The 20,867-nt window shown below is 62.5% G+C and carries 20 protein-coding genes and 3 tRNA genes; 9 read left to right on the forward strand and 14 right to left on the reverse strand.

Annotation, left to right across the window (positions count from 1 at the left end; all coding sequences use genetic code 11):
• Positions 1-4: 4 nt before the first annotated feature.
• Entirely contained in the window at positions 5-691 is a 687-nt protein-coding gene (locus G5S42_RS21235; protein WP_176108599.1) for an ABC transporter ATP-binding protein, read from the reverse strand.
• On the opposite strand from G5S42_RS21235, the gene G5S42_RS21240 reads away from it, so the two are divergent.
• Together G5S42_RS21240 and G5S42_RS21245 are read left to right on the forward strand one after the other, a co-directional pair.
• Positions 690-1,394 (forward strand): arylesterase, encoded by a 705-nt coding sequence (locus G5S42_RS21240; protein WP_176108600.1) that lies wholly within the window; start codon positions 690-692, stop codon positions 1,392-1,394. The two genes, G5S42_RS21235 and G5S42_RS21240, sit on opposite strands and share 2 nt — an antisense overlap.
• 118 nt (positions 1,395-1,512) lie before the next feature.
• On the forward strand, positions 1,513-1,854 hold the full coding sequence (locus G5S42_RS21245; protein ID WP_176108601.1) for a hypothetical protein: 342 nt from the start codon (positions 1,513-1,515) through the stop codon (positions 1,852-1,854).
• Positions 1,855-1,949: 95 nt separating this feature from the next.
• Here G5S42_RS21245 and G5S42_RS21250 read toward each other — a convergent pair whose 3' ends face one another.
• The 8 genes from G5S42_RS21250 to tig all read right to left on the reverse strand — a co-directional run bounded on the left by G5S42_RS21250 (position 1,950) and on the right by tig (position 11,149).
• Positions 1,950-3,884: a SurA N-terminal domain-containing protein gene (locus G5S42_RS21250; protein WP_176108602.1), complete on the reverse strand. Its 1,935-nt coding sequence runs from the start codon at positions 3,882-3,884 to the stop codon at positions 1,950-1,952.
• Between the two features lie 86 nt (positions 3,885-3,970).
• Positions 3,971-4,047: transfer RNA gene (locus G5S42_RS21255), tRNA-Asp, on the reverse strand.
• Positions 4,048-4,094: 47 nt separating this feature from the next.
• Positions 4,095-4,170 (reverse strand) — tRNA-Val (locus G5S42_RS21260).
• Positions 4,171-4,271: 101 nt separating this feature from the next.
• Entirely contained in the window at positions 4,272-4,544 is a 273-nt protein-coding gene (locus G5S42_RS21265; RefSeq protein ID WP_008923411.1) for an HU family DNA-binding protein, read from the reverse strand.
• A 320-nt stretch (positions 4,545-4,864) separates the two neighbouring features.
• Positions 4,865-7,285, reverse strand: a complete 2,421-nt coding sequence (gene lon, locus G5S42_RS21270) for an endopeptidase La (protein WP_018432018.1) — start codon at positions 7,283-7,285, stop codon at positions 4,865-4,867.
• A 201-nt stretch (positions 7,286-7,486) separates the two neighbouring features.
• On the reverse strand, positions 7,487-8,758 hold the full coding sequence (gene clpX, locus G5S42_RS21275) for an ATP-dependent Clp protease ATP-binding subunit ClpX (RefSeq protein ID WP_013089402.1): 1,272 nt from the start codon (positions 8,756-8,758) through the stop codon (positions 7,487-7,489).
• 196 nt (positions 8,759-8,954) lie between these two features.
• Positions 8,955-9,608, reverse strand: coding sequence for an ATP-dependent Clp endopeptidase proteolytic subunit ClpP (gene clpP / locus G5S42_RS21280; protein ID WP_013089401.1), 654 nt, complete (start codon positions 9,606-9,608; stop codon positions 8,955-8,957).
• Positions 9,609-9,802: 194 nt separating this feature from the next.
• Positions 9,803-11,149: a trigger factor gene (gene tig / locus G5S42_RS21285; protein WP_176108603.1), complete on the reverse strand. Its 1,347-nt coding sequence runs from the start codon at positions 11,147-11,149 to the stop codon at positions 9,803-9,805.
• Positions 11,150-11,606: 457 nt separating this feature from the next.
• On the opposite strand from tig, the gene G5S42_RS21290 reads away from it, so the two are divergent.
• The 3 genes from G5S42_RS21290 (at position 11,607) to G5S42_RS21300 (ending at position 13,672) form a co-directional block, all read left to right on the forward strand.
• Positions 11,607-12,752, forward strand: coding sequence for a glycerate kinase (locus G5S42_RS21290; RefSeq protein WP_176108604.1), 1,146 nt, complete (start codon positions 11,607-11,609; stop codon positions 12,750-12,752).
• 63 nt (positions 12,753-12,815) lie between these two features.
• Positions 12,816-13,265 carry a MarR family winged helix-turn-helix transcriptional regulator gene (locus G5S42_RS21295; RefSeq protein WP_176108605.1) on the forward strand — a complete coding sequence of 150 codons (450 nt, stop codon included), beginning with the start codon at positions 12,816-12,818 and terminating at the stop codon, positions 13,263-13,265.
• Between the two features lie 119 nt (positions 13,266-13,384).
• Positions 13,385-13,672: a hypothetical protein gene (locus G5S42_RS21300; protein ID WP_176108606.1), complete on the forward strand. Its 288-nt coding sequence runs from the start codon at positions 13,385-13,387 to the stop codon at positions 13,670-13,672.
• A gap of 119 nt (positions 13,673-13,791) precedes the next feature.
• On the opposite strand, the gene G5S42_RS21305 is transcribed toward G5S42_RS21300, so the two are convergent.
• Positions 13,792-13,878 (reverse strand) — tRNA-Leu (locus G5S42_RS21305).
• Positions 13,879-14,108: 230 nt separating this feature from the next.
• Between G5S42_RS21305 and G5S42_RS21310 the strand changes: the two genes are divergently transcribed.
• Complete coding sequence (locus G5S42_RS21310; protein ID WP_176108607.1) at positions 14,109-14,945, forward strand: squalene/phytoene synthase family protein; 837 nt, start codon at positions 14,109-14,111, stop codon at positions 14,943-14,945.
• Positions 14,946-14,981: 36 nt separating this feature from the next.
• Here the strand turns inward: G5S42_RS21310 and G5S42_RS21315 are convergent, their stop codons facing one another.
• From G5S42_RS21315 to G5S42_RS21325, 3 genes are all read right to left on the reverse strand, one after another.
• Positions 14,982-16,157, reverse strand: coding sequence for a DUF1501 domain-containing protein (locus tag G5S42_RS21315; protein ID WP_176108608.1), 1,176 nt, complete (start codon positions 16,155-16,157; stop codon positions 14,982-14,984).
• 72 nt (positions 16,158-16,229) lie between these two features.
• Positions 16,230-16,535 (reverse strand): hypothetical protein, encoded by a 306-nt coding sequence (locus G5S42_RS21320; protein ID WP_176108609.1) that lies wholly within the window; start codon positions 16,533-16,535, stop codon positions 16,230-16,232.
• A 351-nt stretch (positions 16,536-16,886) separates the two neighbouring features.
• On the reverse strand, positions 16,887-17,213 hold the full coding sequence (locus G5S42_RS21325; RefSeq protein WP_176108610.1) for a hypothetical protein: 327 nt from the start codon (positions 17,211-17,213) through the stop codon (positions 16,887-16,889).
• A 227-nt stretch (positions 17,214-17,440) separates the two neighbouring features.
• Here G5S42_RS21325 and gluR point away from each other — a divergent pair, with 227 nt between their 5' ends.
• The 3 genes from gluR (at position 17,441) to G5S42_RS21340 (ending at position 20,295) form a co-directional block, all read left to right on the forward strand.
• On the forward strand, positions 17,441-18,175 hold the full coding sequence (gene gluR / locus G5S42_RS21330) for a two-component system response regulator GluR (protein ID WP_006048917.1): 735 nt from the start codon (positions 17,441-17,443) through the stop codon (positions 18,173-18,175).
• Between the two features lie 145 nt (positions 18,176-18,320).
• On the forward strand, positions 18,321-19,670 hold the full coding sequence (gene gluS, locus G5S42_RS21335) for a two-component system sensor histidine kinase GluS (RefSeq protein WP_176108611.1): 1,350 nt from the start codon (positions 18,321-18,323) through the stop codon (positions 19,668-19,670).
• Positions 19,671-19,746: 76 nt separating this feature from the next.
• Positions 19,747-20,295: a peroxiredoxin gene (locus tag G5S42_RS21340; RefSeq protein WP_176108612.1), complete on the forward strand. Its 549-nt coding sequence runs from the start codon at positions 19,747-19,749 to the stop codon at positions 20,293-20,295.
• Between the two features lie 33 nt (positions 20,296-20,328).
• Here G5S42_RS21340 and ispF read toward each other — a convergent pair whose 3' ends face one another.
• Positions 20,329-20,808 carry a 2-C-methyl-D-erythritol 2,4-cyclodiphosphate synthase gene (gene ispF / locus G5S42_RS21345; RefSeq protein WP_176108613.1) on the reverse strand — a complete coding sequence of 160 codons (480 nt, stop codon included), beginning with the start codon at positions 20,806-20,808 and terminating at the stop codon, positions 20,329-20,331.
• Between the last annotated feature and the right edge of the window lie 59 nt (positions 20,809-20,867).

Consider the following 20,867-nt stretch of genomic DNA (forward strand, 5'->3'; position numbering starts at 1 on the left):
ACCATTACGCGAGCCGCCCCGCTTCGATCGTCACCGTGGTGTCGCAACGCCGCGCGAGTTCGATGTCATGCGTCACGAGCACGAGCGTCGCGCCGTGCGCGCGATTCATCTCGAACATCAGATCGATGACCGCGTGGCCGGTGGCCGCGTCGAGGCTGCCGGTGGGTTCGTCGGCAAACAGGATCTTCGGGCGGGTGACGAACGCGCGAGCGAGCGCAACGCGCTGCTGCTCGCCGCCCGACAGCAGCTTCGGATAATGACCGGTGCGCTGCCCGAGCCCTACCTGTTCGAGCAGTTCACGCGCGCGCGCGGAGGCCTCGCGTGTGCCGATGCCGCCTTGCAGTTCGAGCGGCAACGTGACGTTTTCGAGCGCGGTCAGATGCGGCATCAATTGAAACGACTGGAACACGAAGCCGACCGCGCCGCTGCGCAATGCGGCGCGCCCGTCTTCGTCGAGCTCGCCGAGTTCGCGGCCGAGCAGCCGAACCGAGCCCGCGCTCGCGCTGTCCAATCCCGCGAGCAGCCCGAGCAGCGTAGACTTGCCCGATCCGGATGCACCGACGATCGCGACGCTGCTGCCGGCATCGATGGCAAGATCGATGTCATCGAGAATCGTGAGTTCGCCCGTCGCATCCTTAACCCTCTTGCACAAACCCCGCACTTCAATGACTGGATCAGTTCTGTTTGGCATGGTGAAGCGTTGGTTGAAAGTGCGCGCCATCGCCGCTCGCGCCGCGGCGCTGACTGCGGCATTCGGCGCGACCATGATGGCCGCCGCGCTGGTTTGGTTACCGTTGCAGGCTCATGCGGCGAATACGCCCGAACCCGCGAAGCCGGTGATCGTCGTGCTCGGCGACAGCATCTCCGCCGAGTACGGGCTGCCCCGCGATACGGGCTGGGTCGCGTTGATGCGTCAGCGTCTGGCCGAAGAGCGCATCGATTATAGCGTCGCCAATGCGAGCATCAGCGGCGACACGACGAGCGGCGGGCGCGCGCGTCTGCCCGCGCTGATGGAACGGCTCAAGCCGAGCATCGTGATCGTCGAGCTGGGCGCCAACGACGCGTTGCGCGGCGTGCCCCTCTCGACGACCGAGGCCAACCTGCGCACGATCATCGAACAGGCGCAGCAAGGCCACGCGAAGGTCGTGCTCGTCGGCATGTACGTGCCGCCCAATTACGGCCCCGACTATACGCAAAAGTTCCACGGTCTCTATGGCCAGCTGTCGAAGGAATTCCATCTGCCGCTCGTGCCTTTTTTGCTCGCCGGCATCGCGGATAATCCGGATATGTTCCAGGCCGATCAGATCCACCCGACGCAGCAGGCACAGCCACTGCTACTCAACAACGTGTGGCCCGCTGTCAAGCCACTCCTTCGCACAAGTTCGCCGCACTGAAACACCTGCTAACGACTTGTTTCCGGAACCTGGGGGAGCACGGATCGCCGAGCCGTTCGGCGCATGGGGCGTTCCGTACCACCCGGCTCAATCTTGAGCGACTCCTGAGGAGATAACGTTGAAATACTTACCGTTAATCGCTTTGACTGTTGCCATCTCGGCCTGCGCGGCTCAACCGCCGGCCGGGGTTCAGTCGGTGGGTCAAAGCCAGCAGCCGCCTCGCGCCGTCGCAACCTGCATCGCGCAGAAATGGGCGGATAGCTCACAACAGCAGGTCGTTTCGCAAAGTATCCTGGCCAACGATCAGGCCATGGACGTCTACGTCCCGGGCCAGCAACCGCCCAACGGCGCGGCAGCGGTGGTCCGTCCGTCGTATAGCGGCAAGGGCACGTGGGTCGGCTTCCGCGCAGGCGGCGCCGGCGCAAGCAATGCTACTGGCGCGATCAGCGGCTGTCTGTGAAACGGTCGTCCTGGGTGTAGATAGAAAAAGCCCCGCATTTGCGGGGCTTTTCTTTTGACCGGCAGGTAATGCTTACTGCGGCTTACTGCGGCGGCTTACTGGTCGGCCGTCTGCGCGGCGTTGTCGAGCGTGCCGTAGAACTGCACCTTCGAGCGCTCGCGCAGCGCCTTCAGATAGGCCTCGGCCTGCGACTGCGCGTCCACCTGCGCAATCTGCTGCTGCGCGACGGCGAGATGCTGCGCGTCGGTGGCCGCGGGCGGCACGATCTGGTTCACGCGATAAACCGCATAGCCGTCATCGCCGAGATCGACACCGACGTAGGCCGGCAACTTTTGCGCATCGACCTTGTAGATCGCGCTCAGTGCGGCAGGCGGCACGCCCTGCGCGTCATTGCGCGATACCTTCAGCGGCGACGAGAAACCGGCGGTCGCCTTCGATTTCTCGAACTCGGCCAGCTTCGCAGCGCCGTCCTTGTGCGCCGCTTCGTTCGCCTGCTCGGCGATGACCTTCTGACGTACCGCGTCCTTCACCGCGTCGAAGGCGGGCACGGCGGCGGGCTTGTAATCCGTCACGCGCGCGGCGATCAGCGTGTTGTTGCCGACGTCGATGGCCTGCGTGTTGTTGTGCGCCGATACCGAGTCGTTTGCGAATACGGCTGCGAGGAACTTCGGATTGTTCAGCGGGCTGTCGGGCGGCAGCTTCGCATCCGGCTGTGGCGTGACCGTCGCGGTCTGGATCTGCAGCTTGAACTTGTCCGCGGCCGGCTGCAGGCTCTTGGCCTTTTCATAGACCAGCGACGTGAAGGCTTCCGAGCCGTCGGTGAACGCCTTGCTCGCCAGTTGCGTCTTCAGCTCCCTGGTGATCTGGTCTTTCACTTCGTCGAACGACTTCGTGACCGCCGGCTTTACATCAGTGACCTTGATGATGTGGAAGCCGAAGTCCGTCTGCACGATGCCACTGATTTCGTCCTTCTTCAGCGCGAACACCGCGTCGTCGAACGCCTGGCCGCCCGCGATCATGCCGCGGCCGAAGTAACCGAGATCGCCGCCCTTCGATGCCGAACCCGGGTCCTGCGAGCTCTGCTGCGCGATCTGCGCGAACTGGTCTGGATGCGCCTTGAGCTGCGCGAGCAACTCCTCGGCTTTCTGCTTCGCCTTGGCCTTGTCGGCCGCGCTCGCGTCCTTCGGTGCCGCGATCAGGATGTGGCTCGCGCGGACTTCACCTTCGGTGCGGAAGTGGGCGATGTTGTCGTCGTAGTATTTCTTCAGGTCCGCGTCGCTAGGCTGCACCGATGCGCCCAGCGTGGCCGGCGACATCACCAGATACTGGATCGTTGCGGTAGCGGGCGTCGCGAAGTCGTTGCGATGCGCGTCGTAATACGTTTGCAGTTGCGCATCGGTCGGCTGGATCTTCGCTTCGTAATCGTGCGGATGGAACGCGATGCCCTGCACTTCACGCTGCTGCTGGGCCAGCTCGGTCAGGTGCTGCGCAAGCGTCTTCGACGTGAACGCGCTCGCCGCGATGCTCGCGGGCAGCTGTTGCATCGCGAGGTTGTAGCGCATGCGCTCGTCGTACTGATCGGGCGTCATGCCCTGCATCGCGAGCAACTGCTTGTAGCGCTCGAGGTCGATCGAACCGTCGGGATTTTTCAGCGACGAAATCACCGGATCGGACAGCAGCGCACGGCGCACCGCCTCGTCCGATGCGGTCAGATGCAGACGCTGCGTTTCGTCGGCGAGCACACGCTGCTCGATCATGCCGTCGAGCATCTGGCGGCGGCGCTCCGGTGTGTCGAACGACTTCATGTCGAACTGTGCACCGAGCATCTGACGCCCCCGGTCGATCTGCTGGCGCATCGCGTCGTCGTATTCGACGCGGGTGATCTTGTGACCGTTGACACTCGCGACGTTTGCGCTTTCGTCAAAGAAGCCGCGGAAGCCCTGAATACCCACAAAACCCAACCCCGGCAAAATGACGAGGATGAGCATGAACATCATCAGGCGTTGGTGATTGCGGAAAAAATCGAGCATGCGTGAGGGATGCCAAAAACAGAACGCCCGATCTTACCTCAGCGGGCAACAAAAAAGGCGAACCGGAGTTCGCCTTTCGTGGATACTGGCGGAGTGGACGGGACTCGAACCCGCGACCCCCGGCGTGACAGGCCGGTATTCTAACCGACTGAACTACCACTCCTTTTACTGCGCTCTTGCTATTGAAAACACTGCCGCCGAATCTGAAACTGGTGGGTGCTGAGAGGCTCGAACTCCCGACCTACGCCTTGTAAGGGCGCCGCTCTACCAACTGAGCTAAGCACCCGTTTCGTGATTCAATGCTTGATGTGTTTTCTGCCTTGCAGCCGCTCACCCGATGAATCGACGATGCAACCGGGTCAAGCAATTCCTCAAGCAGCAAGCCCGTTAGTTTAGCGCATCCTTCAGCGCTTTGCCAGGCCTAAATTTAGGAACTTTTGCCGCCTTGATTTTGATCGCGGCGCCCGTGCGCGGATTGCGCCCGGTGCGCGCCGTGCGCTTGCCGACCGCGAACGTGCCAAAGCCAACCAGCGTGACCGATCCGCCCTTCTTCAACGTGCTTTTGACGCCCGCGATGACTGCATCGAGCGCACGGCCGGCCGCAGCCTTCGAAATGTCGGCTTGCTGTGCGATGTGATCGATCAATTCCGTCTTGTTCATTCAAAACCCCCGTGAATGGTTATTGGCAATCGTGACAGTGCTTTCCAGCACCTCGCGCCACGCGGCCGGCGCTAACGCCAGGCCGCCCCATTAGAAGCGGCCGAAACCCTTGTGTCAACCGGGGTTGAGCCTGATCGAGGTGATTTTAGAGGGGCGCTTTCATCACAGTATGTTGCAGCGGAGAGTCTGGTGATGCGACACCGCGCCAAGGTCGTGGGGGCAATAAAAAACCCGCGGCCTTGACCGCGGGTTTTCTGCTTCAGCGAACAACAGCGCCGCTGGATGCTTTGACGCCGGCGCATTCAGATGCGCTTCGGACCTTAGTGCTTGACGACGTCCGTCGCGGCATCCTTGCCCGGCTCGGCACCAACCGGCGCCGAAGGCTTCGGTTCTTCTTCCGGCAACGCCTGCGGCACGCGTTCGAGCGCAAGTTCGAGCACCTTGTCGATCCAGCGGACCGGCACGATTTCGATCGCGTTCTTCACATTGTCCGGAATCTCCGTCAAGTCCTTGACGTTTTCTTCCGGAATCAGCACCAGCTTGATACCACCGCGATGCGCCGCGAGCAGTTTCTCCTTCAGGCCACCGATCGGCAGGACTTCGCCACGCAACGTGATTTCGCCCGTCATCGCGACATCGGCGCGCACCGGAATACCGGTCAACACCGACACCAGCGCGGTCGTCATCGCGATACCAGCCGAAGGACCATCTTTCGGCGTCGCGCCTTCCGGCACGTGGATGTGAATATCCTGCTTGTCGAACGCTTCGTCCTTGATGCCAAGACGACGTGAACGCGAACGCACGACCGAGCGCGCCGCTTCGACGGATTCCTTCATCACGTCGCCGAGCGAACCCGTGCGGATCACATTGCCCTTGCCCGGCATCACTGCGGCTTCGATGGTCAGCAGATCGCCGCCCACTTCCGTCCACGCGAGACCCGTGACCTGGCCCACCTGATTTTCCTTTGCGGCCAGACCGAAGTCGTACTTGCGCACGCCGAGGAACGTGTCGAGATTGCTACCGTCGACCTTCACCGCGCCTTCCGCCTTCTTCAGCAGAAGCATCTTCACGACCTTGCGGCAAATCTTCGACACTTCACGCTCGAGCGAACGCACGCCCGCTTCACGCGTGTAGTAGCGAATGATGTCGCGGATCGCGGATTCGGTTACATCGACCTCGCCATCCTTGAGGCCGTTGTTCTTCTTCTGCTTCGGCAACAGATAACGCTGCGCGATGCTGACCTTCTCGTCTTCCGTATAGCCGGACAGACGAATCACTTCCATCCGGTCGAGCAGTGGCGGCGGAATGTTCAGCGAGTTCGACGTCGCGACGAACATCACGTCCGACAGATCGAAATCGACCTCGACGTAGTGATCGGCAAACGTATGGTTCTGTTCCGGATCGAGCACTTCGAGCAGCGCCGACGACGGATCGCCGCGGAAATCCTGGCCCATCTTGTCGACTTCGTCGAGCAGGAAGAGCGGATTGCGCACGCCGACCTTGGTCAGGCTCTGCAGGATCTTGCCCGGCATCGAACCGATGTACGTACGACGGTGGCCGCGAATCTCGGCTTCGTCACGCACGCCGCCCAATGCCATGCGCACGAACTTGCGGTTCGTCGCGCGCGCGATCGACTGGCCGAGCGAAGTCTTACCGACACCCGGAGGCCCAACGAGGCACAGGATCGGCGCCTTGACTTTGTCGACACGTTGCTGCACCGCGAGGTACTCGAGGATGCGTTCCTTCACCTTCTCGAGACCGAAGTGGTCTTCGTCGAGCACGCGTTCCGCATTCGACAGGTCGTTGTTGACCTTGCTCTTCTTGCGCCACGGCAAGCCGATCAGCGTGTCGATGTAGTTGCGCACGACCGTCGCTTCCGCCGACATCGGCGACATCAGCTTGAGCTTCTTCAGCTCGGCGTCGGCCTTCTTCTTCGCTTCCTTCGGCATGCGGGCAGCCGTGATGCGCTTCTCGAGCTCCTCGAGATCCGCACCTTCTTCGCCTTCGCCGAGTTCCTTCTGGATCGCCTTGACCTGTTCGTTCAGGTAGTACTCGCGCTGGCTCTTCTCCATCTGACGCTTCACGCGCCCACGGATACGCTTTTCGACCTGCAGGATGTCGATCTCGGCTTCGAGTTGCGCGAGCAGATGCTCGAGCCGCTCGATCACCGGGAACATCTCGAGGATGTGCTGCTTCTGGTCGAGCTTGAGCGGCAGATGCGCGGCAATCGTGTCCGCGAGACGCCCGGCTTCGTCGATACCCGACAAGGAGGTCAGGATCTCCGGCGGGATCTTCTTGTTCAGCTTCACATACTGGTCGAACTGCGACACGATCGCGCGACGCAGCGCTTCGGTTTCAGCGCTGTCGGCATGGTCGGGTTCGAGCGGCATGACTTCGCACGAGAACTGCGTTTCCTGTTCTTCGATGGAAAGCGTCTTCGCGCGCTGCAAGCCTTCGACGAGCACCTTCACGGTACCGTCGGGCAGTTTCAGCATCTGCAGGATGTTGGCGATACACCCTACTTCGTACATGTCCTTTTCGGTCGGCTCATCTTTCGCAGCCGTTTTCTGGGCGACGAGCATGATGTGCTTGCCGCCTTCCATCGCTGCTTCGAGAGCCTTGATCGACTTCGGGCGGCCTACGAAGAGCGGAATCACCATGTGCGGGAAAACGACTACGTCGCGCAGCGGGAGCAGCGGCAGCGTAATGCGTTCCGGCGGGAGGAGTTGGGTTCCTGACATTTCATTTCCCCATGAGTGGAATCAGTTCGTTCGATAGGTGAGGCCAGCAGAAAATATTGCAAGCCTCCGCGTGTGGGAAAAGTTCAGTGACTCCGAAGGTTCAGTGACTCCATAGTTGAGAACAACCAGCCTGACCACACGATAAACGAAAAAGCCGTTCACGTCGCCATGAACGGCTTTTTTGCAGAACTCGAAAGCCGATCAGTTCGAACCCGCGACCTTCGGCGCGTCTTCGTAGATCAGCAGCGGTTTGCCGTCGCCGTCGATAACGTTGTCATCGATGATGACCTTGCTGACACCTTTCATTTGCGGAAGGTCGTACATCACGTCGAGCAACGCCTGTTCCAGAATCGAACGCAGGCCCCGCGCCCCGGTCTTGCGGCGGATCGCCTTGCGCGCCACGGCCTGCAGCGCGGCCGGACGAATTTCCAGTTCGACGCGCTCCATGCTGAAGAGCTTGTGATACTGCTTGACCAGCGCATTCTTCGGTTCGACGAGAATCTTCATCAGCGCCGCTTCGTCGAGCTTGCCGAGCGTGGCAACCACCGGCAGACGGCCGATCAGTTCTGGAATCAGGCCGAACTTGATCAGATCTTCCGGTTCCACTTCGCGCAGCACTTCACCGGCATCGCGGTCCTGCTTGCTCTTCACGCTGGCGCCAAAACCGATGCCAGTCTTCTCGGTACGGTCGACGATGACCTTTTCCAGGCCGTCGAACGCGCCGCCGCAGATGAACAGGATGTTGGTCGTATCGACCTGGATGAAGTCCTGGTTCGGATGCTTACGGCCACCTTGCGGCGGCACCGACGCCATCGTGCCTTCGACCAGCTTCAGCAGAGCCTGCTGCACGCCCTCGCCCGACACGTCGCGCGTGATGGACGGGTTGTCGGACTTGCGGCTGATCTTGTCGATCTCGTCGATGTAGACAATGCCGCGCTGGGCCTTGTCCACCTCGTAATTACAATTCTGCAGCAGCTTCTGGATGATGTTCTCGACATCTTCACCGACATAGCCGGCTTCCGTCAGCGTGGTCGCGTCGGCGATCACGAACGGCACGTTCAGAAGGCGCGCGAGCGTCTGCGCGAGCAGCGTCTTACCGGAGCCGGTCGGGCCGATCAGCAGGATGTTGCTCTTCGACAGCTCGATTTCGTCCTTCTTGTCGAGATGCTTGAGACGCTTGTAGTGGTTGTAGACCGCGACCGCGAGGATTTTCTTCGCACGTTCCTGACCGATCACGTACTGGTCCAGAATTTCGCGGATTTCCTGCGGAGTCGGTAGGTCGGACTTGGACAAGCCCGCCTCGATGCCCGCGCCTGCAGCCTCGTCACGAATGATTTCGTTGCATAGATCGATACATTCATCGCAGATGAATACCGACGGGCCAGCAATCAGTTTCTTGACCTCATGCTGGCTCTTGCCGCAAAACGAGCAATACAACAGCTTTTCGCTGTTAGAACCTTTCTTGTCCGCCATAGATGTGTGAGCCTCCGGACACCGGATTACATAATACGCCGTTTGCCCCCGCCACGCAGTTTGGGCGCGGCAGAGCTAGTGAGCAGGATAACGGCGCTTGCCGCAGACGCCCGGACGGAAGTTGAACATTCACCACCGGCCCGATGACGGTTTTGCCGCAACAGTGGGCAAAACAGCGTGGCAAAACCGTACCAGGTCAAGGACGTTTGTGCGCCACTTGGTCAACAAGGCCGTACGCCTGCGCGTCATCGCCGGACATGAAATTGTCGCGGTCGGTGTCACGCGCGATGCGCTCAACGGGCTGACCGGTGTGATGCGCGAGCAGATGATTCAGTCGATCCTTCAGGTACAGGATTTCGCGCGCCTGGATTTCGATGTCCGATGCCTGACCGCGCGCGCCGCCGAGCGGCTGGTGAATCATCACGCGCGAATTCGGCAGCGCGAAACGCTTGCCCTTCGCGCCGGCCGCGAGCAGGAACGCGCCCATGCTTGCCGCGAGCCCCATGCAAAGGGTCGAAACGTCCGGCTTGATGAACTGCATCGTATCGTAGATCGCCATACCGGCAGACACGGAGCCGCCCGGGCTGTTGATGTAGAAGTAGATGTCCTTGTCTGGATTCTCGCTTTCGAGAAACAGCATCTGCGCAACCACCAGGTTGGCTGTCTGGTCGTTCACTTCGCCTACGAGGAACACAATGCGTTCCTTCAGCAGACGCGAATAAATATCATACGAACGCTCGCCCCGGCCGCTCGTTTCCACGACGATCGGCACCAGACCGAGTGCCTGCGCTTCGAGATCCCGGGACGACTGGGAGGTCAACGTGTCCAGCATTTGGGCGCGAAAGGTCATGCAATGGATCCTTGTCTGGAAATATTCTGAATATTAGCTGCTAGACACAGGTTGGTGCGACGAGCCCGTATTCAAGTGCCGTCTTTGTGTGCACCCACGACCGGGATCCGGTACGTCACACACTCTCGCGGCGCAAAAAAACGGCGTGCGGGCCGTCGGTCGCTCCGACAGCCGGCACGCCGTTGCAGCGACGCTTACGATTGCGCCGTTGCGCTTGCCAGTTCCTCGAAGCTCACTTCCTTGTCCGTCACCTTGGCCTTGCTGAGGACGAAGTCGACGACGTTGGCTTCAACGACGTACGCTTCCATTTCAGCAAGACGTTGCTGGTTCGAATAATACCAGCGGACGACTTCCTTCGGGTCTTCGTAGCTTTTCGCGAATTCGTCGACTTCGGCACGGATCTGCTCCGGCTTCGCCTGGAGTTCGTTCGCCTTGACGAGCTCGGCCAACACGAGACCCAGCTTGACGCGGCGCTCGGCCTGTTCCTTGAACATCGCAGCCGGGATCGGCGCGTCCTTCGCGTTCGGCACGCCACGCTGCTCCAGATCCTGGCGAGCCATAGCGACGAGGCGTTCCTGATCCTGTTCGATCAGCGCGTTCGGCACGTCGAGTTCCGAGATCTTCAGCAGCGCGTCCATCACCTGATTCTTGACGATGGCTTGCGTGCGGCGCTTCGCTTCGCGCTCGAGGTTGTCCTTGATTTCGGCGCGCATCTTGGTCAGATCGCCGTCCTGGATACCGAGCGATTTCGCGAATTCGCCATCGACTTCCGGCAGATGCGGCCATTCGATCTTCTTCATCGTGATCGTGAATTGCGCCGTCTTGCCCGCCACTTCCTTGCCGTGGTAGTCGTCTGGGAACTTCAGGTCGAATTCCTTCGCTTCGCCGACCTTCAGGCCGAGCGCCGCTTTTTCGAATTCCGGCAGCATGCGGCCTTCGCCGAGGATGAAGCCGAAGTCTTCGGCGCTACCGCCCTGGAATGCTTCACCGTCGATCTTGCCGACGAAGTCGACCGTCACTCGGTCGCCTTCTTTGGCGGCCGCGTCCGCGCCGCCGTCGCCGTGCTCGCCGGCTTCGCCGCGAGCGTGGAAGTGCACGCGCTGCTTGCGCAAGATGTCCAGCGTGCGGTCGATTTCCGCTTCGCTGATGGTGGTCGTGGTGCGCTCGATTTCAGCCGTGGCGACGTCGCCCAGCTTCACTTCCGGGTACACCTCGAAGGTCGCGTCGAACGCGTAGCTGCCTTCAGCGGCGTCGGTCTTCGGCGCGAAGCTCGGCTGACCCGCCACACGCAGGTTCTCGGCGCGGCTGATGTCGAAGAATTCCTTGCCGACCTTGTCGCTCAGCACTTCGGCTTCCACCTGGCCCGAATACTGTTGCGTGACCATCTTGAGCGGCACCTTGCCCGGGCGGAAACCCGGCATGCGCACGTTCTTCGCGAGTTGACGGATACGCGAATCCACTTCCTTCTGCACGGCATCCTTCGGCAGGGAAATCGTCACGCGGCGTTCGAGCTTGCCGAGGTTTTCAACAACGTTAGCCATGGCTTCAATCGTCCTAAAATTATTCGAGCGAATCAGTTATCTTCTCCGTGCTGCCCGTCGATGTCGCTTCGCATCGATTTGCGCCGATTGCATCGATCACGCACCTGCGCCGCGGGCTTGCAGGCCGCCGGCAGCACGGTTGAGTCCAAAGAGCCGAATATTTTAGCAAACTATTTGCGCGCCAAGCCGGGATTCGATGAATGCATCGAGTTTTCCCTTCATTCTGCGCGTTTTGCGGGGCATTTTCGGGTTGTTTTGGCACAGCAAGCGTGGTTTGTCTCTGGCGTCGCTATCCGGTTTGCAGCGATCCCGCCTATGCCTTTCGACATATTCAGCCGACGCCCCCATGCTGATAAGCTAACGCACTCGGTCGGGCCACCACCTCCGGTCACCAGCAGCCGGTCGCTTCATCGGCGCCAGCAACCGCTTACAACGACTCAAACCTCTCAGAGACACCATGCCGAATTCGTCGCCCTCGCCTGTCGTCGTCATCGCTCCCGATTCATTCAAAGGCTCGCTCAGCGCGGAAGAGGTCGCGCAGGCGATCGCAGCCGGCATCCAGCGTGCACGCCCCGACGCAAGCGTGCGCATTTGTCCGATGGCCGACGGCGGCGAAGGCACGCTCGACGCCATGCTCACGAGCGGCGGCGAGCGCCGCACGCTTAGTGTGCGCGGCGCGGCCGGCCCGACGCGCGCGGCGCTCACAGGCCTGCTCGCGGATGGCAGCGCAATCATCGAAACGGCGGAGATCGTCGGCATTACGGACCCAGTCGGCATGGGCGTGCCGGTCGAGGCGCGCAGCACGCGTGGCATGGGCGAAGCGATTCGCGCGTTGCTCGACGCCGGCGTGCGGCGCTTTTTCGTCGCGCTCGGCGGCAGCAGCACGAACGACGGCGGCGCCGGCTTGCTGACCGGCCTCGGCCTGCAACTGTTCGACGCGCAAGGCAACGCGCTCGAAGGCACGCCCGAGCAGCTTGCACGCGTGGCGCGGGTCGATGCGTCGCTACTCGACGCGCGGCTTGCCGACACGCAGTTCGTCGGTATGTCGGACGTCGACAATCCGCTGACCGGCGAGCACGGCGCGACCGCGATCTTCGGACCGCAAAAAGGCGTGAAGCCCGAACAGGTCGTACCGATCGACGCGGCGCTCGCGCGCTTCGCCGATCTGCTCGAAGCCGCGCTCGGCCACAGCGCGCGCGACCTGCCGGGCGCGGGCGCGGCAGGCGGTCTCGGCTTCGCGTTGCATATGCTCGGCGCGCAGTTCGAGCCGGGCGCGGAGACCGTCGCGCGGCAAATCGGCCTCGACGCGGCGCTCGCCGGCGCCGACTGGCTGATCACCGGCGAAGGCCGCTCCGACGTACAGACGCTGCATGGCAAGGCGCCGTTCATCGCGTGCGCGCATGCGCGAGCCGCGGGCGTGCCCGCTACGCTGCTGTCGGGCGCAGTCGACCCCGCCGCGCTGCCACGCCTCGCCGAACACTTCAGCGGCTGCTTTTCGCCGGCGCCCGGGCCGATCACGCTCGACGTCGCGATTCGCGACGCAGCGCGCCTGCTCGCCAACGAGGCCGAGCAGTTGACGCGGCTGAAATACGGCGTGCGTTGACCCGCGAAACGGTTGCCGCAACAATCACAGCGCCACGACCGTTCCACACATCACGGGGTGACCATGAAGGACTCCGCCAAAGCCGGGCTCGAGCAACTCCTCACGTATCGTCTGCATGTTCTGAACAAACTGGCCGAGCGCGGCATCAGCGCGCGCTATGCGGCGAAGCTCGACGTAACGCTGCCTGAAGCGCGCGTGATTGCGTCGGTGGGATCGTTCGGACCATTCTCGATCATGGAACTGGCACGTCATGCCAATCTGGACAAAAGCCAGGCGAGTCGCGCAGCCGAAGCGCTGATCCGGCAGGGACTCGTGCAACGCGAGACGAGCGCCGCGGACGGCCGCGTCGTGCTGGTCTCGCTGACGCAGGAAGGCCGCGCGCTGTATCGCAAGGTGATGCCGATCGCGCGCAAGTGGAACGGCGATATGTTCGACTGTCTCGACGAAGAAGAAAGGGCCGCGTTCGGCGCGGCGCTCGACAAGGTAATTCGCGCGATGAACGCGCGGGAGTGATCACCCGCGGCGCACCGGCCACATCTGAAGAGCGCCGTTTCACGGCATTGGGCGGCGCGTGTCAAAATTGAGCATTGGCCAACGTGCCTTCACCCTCTTTTTCATCCAGGGACGTTTCAGTGGACATCAACAAACAGGTCGCGGCACTCACCGCGTCGGAACTTCAGACCGCCGGCGCGAGCCAGGCAACCGCAATCGCGGTCAGCGTCGTGCTGCGTCATCTTCGTTCGCCGGAACTGGCGAAACTTCTGTCGTCGGCATTTGAAAATCATCAGGCCGTGATGCTGCAAACGCCGTGGCCGGACCAGATGCTGCAAGCGTTCGAGTCGACGCGCCGCTTCCTCGAAGGTGCCGCGCAAGCGGAGTTGCCGGGTTCGCAGCAAGCGCCGGGAACGCCGGGCGCCTAAGTCGCGCGGCCGCAATGACAAGCCGCGGGGCAACCCTGCGGCCTTGCAGAGACCGTGCAGCAAAGAAAAAACCCCGTCGGTCCAAAGACGTGACGGGGTTTTTCTTGACTACCAACAAATGGTGCGAGGGAGGGGACTCGAACCCCTACACCCTTGCGGGCGTCAGGACCTAAACCTGGTGCGTCTACCAATTTCGCCACCCTCGCAGCCGGGTACGCCGCGATGCGTCGTGCCCGATTGTCCTGTGCACTTCCATGCGCGCCAAACACGTGCCCGAAAGCGTAAGCGCGAGATTCTAACCGATTGATTCGCGCTTGTCTGCACCCAGCGGTATCTGCGCGCGCGGCGCCGATGCTACAATTTTCGGCTCGTCGAGACGGGCGCCGCAACGGACGCCAGCGCCCTTCTCGCCAGCCCTTCCCCACACTCTCATCCCGTGAATTTCGACGACTATTGCCAGCAGAAAGCGGCGCCCCCAGGATCGAGCACCTACTATGCGCTTCGCCAGGCCCGCGCAGCCAGTCAGCCGCTGTTGACGGCGCTCTTCGCATTGCGTCGCGAGTTCGAGGAAACGGTCAAGGAGACGAGCGATCCCGCGGTCGGCCGCACCAAGCTCGCGTGGTGGCAGAAAGAAATCGCCGCGCTCGCCGCGGGCTCGCCGTCGCATCCGGTGTCCAAGGCCCTCGCGGCCTATCTGCCCGACGCGCAGGCCGAGTATCCGGCTCTGCAGGAATTGCTCGCGGGCTTCGAGATGGATCTCGACCAGGCACGCTATCTCGACTATCCGAACCTGCGGCGCTATGTGCGCGGGGTCGGCGGCAATTTCGCGTCGCTGGTGTCGCGCGCCGCGGCAGCCGGATCGGCCGACGATGCCGAGCAAGCTTCGACGTGGGCCGCTCCGCTCGGCGAGGCGCTGATGCTCGCGCAGTTCGTCGCCGAAACCGGCAACGATGCGCGGCACGGCCGCATCTACGTTCCGATCGACGAGATGCAGCGCTACAACGTCACCGCCGCTGATCTGATCAACCGCAAATACACCGATGCGTTCACCGAGCTGATGCGCTTCGAGACGCATCGCGCGCGCGATGCCGTGCAGAGCGCGCTCGCCGCGGTGCCCGCGAGCGCGCGGCGTGCCCAGCGCACGCTGCTCGCGCTCGCGGCGCTCGCGTTGGCGTTGCTCGATGAAATCGAGCGCGACGGTTATCACGTGCTGCATCAACGCATCGCGTTGACGCCGATCCGCAAGCTATGGATCGCATGGCGCGCGAAGTAGCGTGACAGCGAGGCGCGTCGATTCGCGCCCATCCGCTCACGCCCGCAGCAATGGCAGCGGCTCGAACCGCTGCTGCAGAATCGTCGACGCGTCCAAGCCCCACCAGGGCCCGAGCACCGTCGCATAAATCTGGCGAAAATCCACGCCCACCGGCAGGTTGCCATTTCCGTCGAGCCGCGCAAGCATCGGCGGTACGCCATACAAATCGCCCCGCACGCGACCACCCGTCACGAAGTGCGGCGCCACCGTGCCGTGATCGGTGCCGTTGCTCTCATTCTCGCGCGGACGGCGCCCGAACTCCGCATACGTCATCACGAGCGTATCGTTCCACCGGCCCAACTCGACGAGCGCGGCCTGCATCGCCACCATCCCTTGCGCGAAGTGTTGAAGCAACGCGGCGTGCTGTCCGCGCTGGTTCTGGTGCGTATCGAAACCGTTCAGCGTTAGCCGGATCACGGCCACACCTCGGCCGCTCGACGACTGCTCCATGGGCGCGCGTCCGGCGGCAGTTATCTTCAGGGTGTCCGAAGCGGCCAGCACCTGCATCGCCGTTTTGATCGAATTGCCGAACGCGCCATCAGGAAACGCGGTCTTCAACTCAGGCACCGGCGTCGCGAGTCGCAAGGTCCCGACGAACTGCGTGCGATTGACCAGCGCGATCGCGCGCGCGCCATTTGCGAGCGGCCCCATTTCGGCGCTGCCGATCACGACGCCGTCGGCCGCGAAATCGAAGGGTACCGGCTTCATCGCGAACGCGCGCGTGAGCCAGCCGTCGCGCAGATACTGATCGGAGCGTGACGCGGTATCCCAGATCTCGATCGACCGGAAATGCGACAGGTTCGGCTGCGCGTAGCCGACACCCTGCACGATCGCGAGTTGCCGGCTGCGCCATAGCGGCATCAACGGCTGCAACGCTGGATGCAGCGCGGTGCGCTCGTCGAGGTGGATCATCTGTTCGCGTTTGATGCCGATGTTTTTGCGCAGCGCGTAGTACGCGGGATCGGCGAACGGGATCACGGTGTTCAAACCGTCGTTGCCGCCTTTGAGTTCGATCAGGATCAGCAGGTTGTCGTAACCGCGCCCCGGCACAACCGACGCTTTCGATGCATCCCGCCAATGCGCAGCGTTCGCGTCCTCCGCGGCGAGCGCGCGAGGCAAACACAGCAATGCGCCGGCGGCCGCGCTCATCGACAGAAAGCTGCGTCGTTTCATGCTGCACCTCGTCGTGATCATGATGGCGCGTGCCGGGCCGCCCGTTGCCTCTGCGCGAGCCAGATCGCGATGTCAAAGCGTACGCCACCCCGGCCATTGCGCGCCATGACGCGCTGCAGCGGCGGGCGCACCTGATTCGAGGCAAGCGCTGGCCGCGCCATTCATGCGCGGCGCCGCTGCATTCCTGGTCGCGCGAAACAGCTGCTCGACGAACTGCTTGTGCGCGAGCAGCGTCGAGCTGTTGATCCGCGACGCCCCGCCCAGCCATCGTTTGGCGTTCGGCGGATAGAACAGGTTCGCCCGGAACGCGCGGATCGGCGCGACGAACCGCGAGGTATCGTCGCAGCCGACATCGAATGCGCGCAATGCGCCGATCATGAACTCGACTGGCGGTGAAGGCGTGTTCGCCCGGCGCGCACTCAGCTTGCACGTAATAGTTCGTAACGCTGTCCGAGCCGCATTTGTTGCTCGCGACGCTGGTCCGGTCTCCGTGTGATGCGCTCGGCACGCATTGGAATGGGCTCGAACACCCAGTCAAGAGACGCCGATATCGCTTCGCTGCGCGCGCTAACGCGCGACGCTCGCCACACACGTTGGAAAGGTTCGCCAATGCTGATCCGTTGCGCGTGAAATCTCGAACGGATGCTAGCGACTCAACAGAGCAGCGGACCAGGAAGTGGAAGCTGAAGGTGCAACAGGATTGTTCACGCGACGATGCACGCGCTGAGACTAACGCTTGTACAACTCGCGCACGGCGTCTTCGATGTGCTGCCGCAGCAGCCGACGCTCTTCGGGCGTCATATGCCCGTCGCGCCGACGTTGATCGAGATCAGGGGGAACCGCGGTACGCAACATCACGTCAGAAGCAGGGTGATCGATGCTCGGGTTGCGGTGGCTGGGTTTGCCATTGCCGGAGCGGGGCGCATGCTCGCTCGCCGCTCTATCCGCGGACGGCTGCGCATGGGCGAGCGTCGGGCCCAGTGTGCCTGCGAGCGTACCGGCAACCGCCAGTGCAATCACGCTCAGGCGCACATTTGGCCAAACCCCTCCCTTCATGTTGTTCCCTTCGTGGCGCGGCAACCGGCTACCTCAGATGCGTATACAAACCCCGGTAACAGCCGGGTACGAGAGTTTTGTCGAGTGAAGTATCCACCGAACAGCCGCATTCAGTAAAGGAGTCTAAACGCGCATACTTTACGTCGCGCCATACCGCGGGTAAATTTTGTAACTGACTGTAACCCCAGAAATGGTGTAACCGCGCACCACTTTCTAATCGCGCTAAGATGCCGACCATGGAAACCAAAAACCCTTCGAAAATCCTCGTCGTCGACGACGATCCACGCCTGCGCGATCTTCTGCGCCGCTATCTCGGTGAGCAGGGCTTCAACGTCTACGTCGCCGAAAATGCGCCGTCAATGAACAAGCTCTGGGTGCGCGAGCGCTTCGATCTGCTGGTGCTCGATCTGATGCTGCCCGGTGAGGACGGCCTGTCGATCTGCCGACGTCTGCGCGGCAGCAACGACCGCACGCCGATCATCATGCTGACGGCCAAGGGCGAGGATGTCGATCGCATCGTCGGACTCGAGATGGGTGCCGACGACTACCTGCCCAAGCCGTTCAATCCGCGTGAACTGGTCGCGCGCATTCACGCGGTGCTGCGCCGTCAGTCGCCGTCCGAGTTGCCGGGCGCGCCGTCCGAGACCACCGAGGTGTTCGAGTTCGGTGAGTTCGCACTGAATCTCGCCACCCGCACGCTGACCAAGGCCGGCCAGGAAATTCCGCTTACCACCGGTGAATTCTCGGTGCTGAAGGTGTTCGCCCGTCATCCGCGTCAGCCGCTGTCGCGCGAAAAGCTGATGGAGCTCGCACGCGGCCGCGAATACGAAGTCTTCGACCGCAGCCTCGACGTGCAGATCTCGCGTCTGCGCAAGCTGATCGAGCCGGACCCGGGCAGCCCGCGCTTCATTCAGACCGTGTGGGGCCTCGGCTACGTGTTCATTCCCGACGGCGCAGCCTGAGTTTGTGCTCCGTTTTCATGTCGACCAGAGTAGGCGCTTTAGCTGTGGATCAGAGTTCGCGCTTCAGTGCGTCATCTGGTCTCATGCAAAGCACCTGCTTCGGTCCCATATAGTTTCTGTCTTTGACTCCAGATAAGAAGGGCCCATGCGGATCGACCGGCGCCTCCTGACGCTCGCGTTCGGCGGCCTTTTCTGGCGGACCTTTCTGCTGATCGCGCTGTTGATCGCAGTCAGTCTCGCCGCGTGGTTCCAGAGCTTTCGCGTGATCGAGCGGGAGCCGCGCGCGCAGCGCGTGGCTCTGCAACTCGTCGCGATCGTCAAACTCACGCGCACCGCACTCCTCTATTCCGATCCCGACCTGCGGCGCGCGCTGCTGCAGGATCTGGAGAGCAATGAAGGGGTGCGCGTGTATCCGCGCGAAGCCACCGACAAATACAAACTCCAGCCCGACGAATCACTGAATCGTCTGATCGAGCACGACATCCGCGGCCGTCTCGGCGACGACACGGTGATCGCGCAGAGCGTCAACGACATCAACGGCGTATGGATCAGCTTCAAGATCGACGACGACGATTACTGGGTCGCCCTCGATCGCGATCAGCTCGATAACGCGACCGGCCTGCAGTGGGCCGGCTGGGGCGTGTTCGCGCTTGCGCTGTCGCTGTTCGGCGCGGCGTTCATCACGAGTCTGGTGAACCGGCCTTTTGCGCGCCTCGCGATGGCCGCGCGTAGGGTCGGCTCCGGGCAATCGCCCGAGCCGCTGCCCGAGCGCGGCATGGGCGTCGCCGCCGAAACCAATCGAAGCTTCAATCAGATGGTGCGCGACCTCGAACAGCTCGAGGCCGATCGCGCGCTGATGCTCGCGGGCATCTCGCACGATCTGCGCACACCGCTCGCGCGGCTGCGGCTCGAAACCGAAATGAGCCCGTCCGATCAGGCCACCAAGGACGCGATGGTCGACGACATCGAGCAGATGGACATGATCATCGGCCGCTTCCTCGATTACGCGCGTCCGGTGCAGCGGGTGCCGGAACCGGTAGATCTCTCGGTGATCGCGAGCGAGCTCGCCGCGCGGATGCAAAGCGAGGACAGCATGCGGCTGATCACACGGCTCGCTCCGTCGGCGGTGATCGAGGCCGATGAAACCGACATGCGGCGCGTGGTCGGCAATCTGCTCGAGAACGCGCGCAAATATGGTCTCAGCGACGGTGACGGTGTGCCACGCGTGATTCTCGAAACGCGCGTGTCGCATTCGCGCGTCGAACTGTCGGTGGTCGACGAAGGCCCCGGCATTCCCGAAGACCAGCTCGCGCTCGTCACGCGGCCGTTCTATCGCGTAAATTCGGCGCGCACCCAGGCCAACGGCACGGGCCTCGGCATGGCGATCGTGCAGCGGCTCGTCGCGCGTTATCGCGGCGCGCTGCGTCTGCGCAACCGCTCGCCCGGACCTGGACTTGAAGTGACGATCGAGTTTCCGCTCGCGAAAAGCGCGTGAGCCGACGACGCGCGACACGGCGCGCCGTCGTGATTCGAAGCACGCCGCTTTATGTGACTTCCGAAGGAGCCTTTGCATGAAAACCGTTGGCGACAAACTCGAAGCGTTCACCGTCATTGCCGCGAAACCGGGTTTCAACCATCCCGAAGAGCACGGCGTCTCGGCGTTCGAATACATCACCGATCAGTCCTTTCCGGGCAAGTGGAAAATCATCTACTTCTATCCGAAGGATTTTTCGCTGATCTGCCCGACGGAAATCGTCGATTTCAGCAAGCTCGTCAAGGAGTTCGAGGACCGCGAGGCGGTGCTGCTCGGCGGCAGCGTCGACAATGAATATGTGAAGCTCGCGTGGCGCCGCGAGGACAAGGCGCTCGACAGGCTCAACCACTACTCGTTCGGCGACGTGAAAGGCGAATTGATCGACCAGCTCGGCGTGCGCGACAAGGAAGCGGGCGTCGCGCTGCGCGCGACCTATATCGTCGATCCGGACAACACGATCCAGCACGTGTCGGTCAACAATCTATACGTGGGCCGTAACCCCCAGGAAGTGCTGCGCATCCTCGACGGCCTGCAAACGGACGAACTGTGTCCGAGCAATCGGACGATCGGCGGCGCGACGCTGTAAGCGGCACCGCCGGTCACGCAAACCAAAGCCCGCTCAGTTCCTGACCAGCAACACCGCGGCCTGCGCCTCGATGCCCTCGCCGCGGCCGAGATAACCGAGCTTCTCGTTCGTCTTCGCCTTGACGTTCACACGCTCGATCGGCAGGCCGAGGTCCGCCGCGATATTCGCGCGCATCCCTTCGATATGCGGCGCGAGCTTCGGCGCCTGCGCGATCACGCTGCTGTCGACGTTGCCGATCGCGAAGCCCGCCGCCTTCACGCGCGCCACGCATTCGCGCAGCAGCACGCGGCTGTCGGCGCCGGCGAACTTCGCGTCGGTATCGGAGAAGTGGCGGCCGATATCGCCCAGCGCGGCCGCGCCGAACAGCGCGTCGGTGAGCGCGTGCAGCAGCACGTCCGCGTCCGAGTGACCGAGCAGCCCGCGCTCGTACGGAATCGTCACGCCGCCGATGATCAACGCGCGTCCCGGCACCAGCGCATGCACGTCGTAGCCTTGCCCAATTCTGAAATCCATATGCGTCACATCCTCAAGTGCTGAAGCGTTTAAAGCTTCTTTAAAGCCTTTCCAAATCT

Source organism: Paraburkholderia youngii, from assembly GCF_013366925.1.
GTDB lineage: Bacteria > Pseudomonadota > Gammaproteobacteria > Burkholderiales > Burkholderiaceae > Paraburkholderia > Paraburkholderia youngii.

Excerpts from the sequence above, each read along its gene's own strand:
- G5S42_RS21235 (WP_176108599.1), bottom strand. The coding sequence starts at position 691 with ATGCCAAACAGAACTGATCCAGTCATTGAAGTGCGGGGTTTGTGCAAG.
- tig (WP_176108603.1), bottom strand. The coding sequence starts at position 11,149 with ATGGCTAACGTTGTTGAAAACCTCGGCAAGCTCGAACGCCGCGTGACG.
- G5S42_RS21250 (WP_176108602.1), bottom strand. The coding sequence starts at position 3,884 with ATGCTCGATTTTTTCCGCAATCACCAACGCCTGATGATGTTCATGCTC.
- G5S42_RS21290 (WP_176108604.1), top strand. The coding sequence starts at position 11,607 with ATGCCGAATTCGTCGCCCTCGCCTGTCGTCGTCATCGCTCCCGATTCA.
- clpX (WP_013089402.1), bottom strand. The coding sequence starts at position 8,758 with ATGGCGGACAAGAAAGGTTCTAACAGCGAAAAGCTGTTGTATTGCTCG.
- lon (WP_018432018.1), bottom strand. The coding sequence starts at position 7,285 with ATGTCAGGAACCCAACTCCTCCCGCCGGAACGCATTACGCTGCCGCTG.
- clpP (WP_013089401.1), bottom strand. The coding sequence starts at position 9,608 with ATGACCTTTCGCGCCCAAATGCTGGACACGTTGACCTCCCAGTCGTCC.
- G5S42_RS21295 (WP_176108605.1), top strand. The coding sequence starts at position 12,816 with ATGAAGGACTCCGCCAAAGCCGGGCTCGAGCAACTCCTCACGTATCGT.
- G5S42_RS21265 (WP_008923411.1), bottom strand. The coding sequence starts at position 4,544 with ATGAACAAGACGGAATTGATCGATCACATCGCACAGCAAGCCGACATT.
- G5S42_RS21315 (WP_176108608.1), bottom strand. The coding sequence starts at position 16,157 with ATGAAACGACGCAGCTTTCTGTCGATGAGCGCGGCCGCCGGCGCATTG.
- gluS (WP_176108611.1), top strand. The coding sequence starts at position 18,321 with ATGCGGATCGACCGGCGCCTCCTGACGCTCGCGTTCGGCGGCCTTTTC.
- G5S42_RS21240 (WP_176108600.1), top strand. The coding sequence starts at position 690 with ATGGTGAAGCGTTGGTTGAAAGTGCGCGCCATCGCCGCTCGCGCCGCG.
- G5S42_RS21340 (WP_176108612.1), top strand. The coding sequence starts at position 19,747 with ATGAAAACCGTTGGCGACAAACTCGAAGCGTTCACCGTCATTGCCGCG.
- G5S42_RS21320 (WP_176108609.1), bottom strand. The coding sequence starts at position 16,535 with ATGATCGGCGCATTGCGCGCATTCGATGTCGGCTGCGACGATACCTCG.
- ispF (WP_176108613.1), bottom strand. The coding sequence starts at position 20,808 with ATGGATTTCAGAATTGGGCAAGGCTACGACGTGCATGCGCTGGTGCCG.
- G5S42_RS21325 (WP_176108610.1), bottom strand. The coding sequence starts at position 17,213 with ATGAAGGGAGGGGTTTGGCCAAATGTGCGCCTGAGCGTGATTGCACTG.
- gluR (WP_006048917.1), top strand. The coding sequence starts at position 17,441 with ATGCCGACCATGGAAACCAAAAACCCTTCGAAAATCCTCGTCGTCGAC.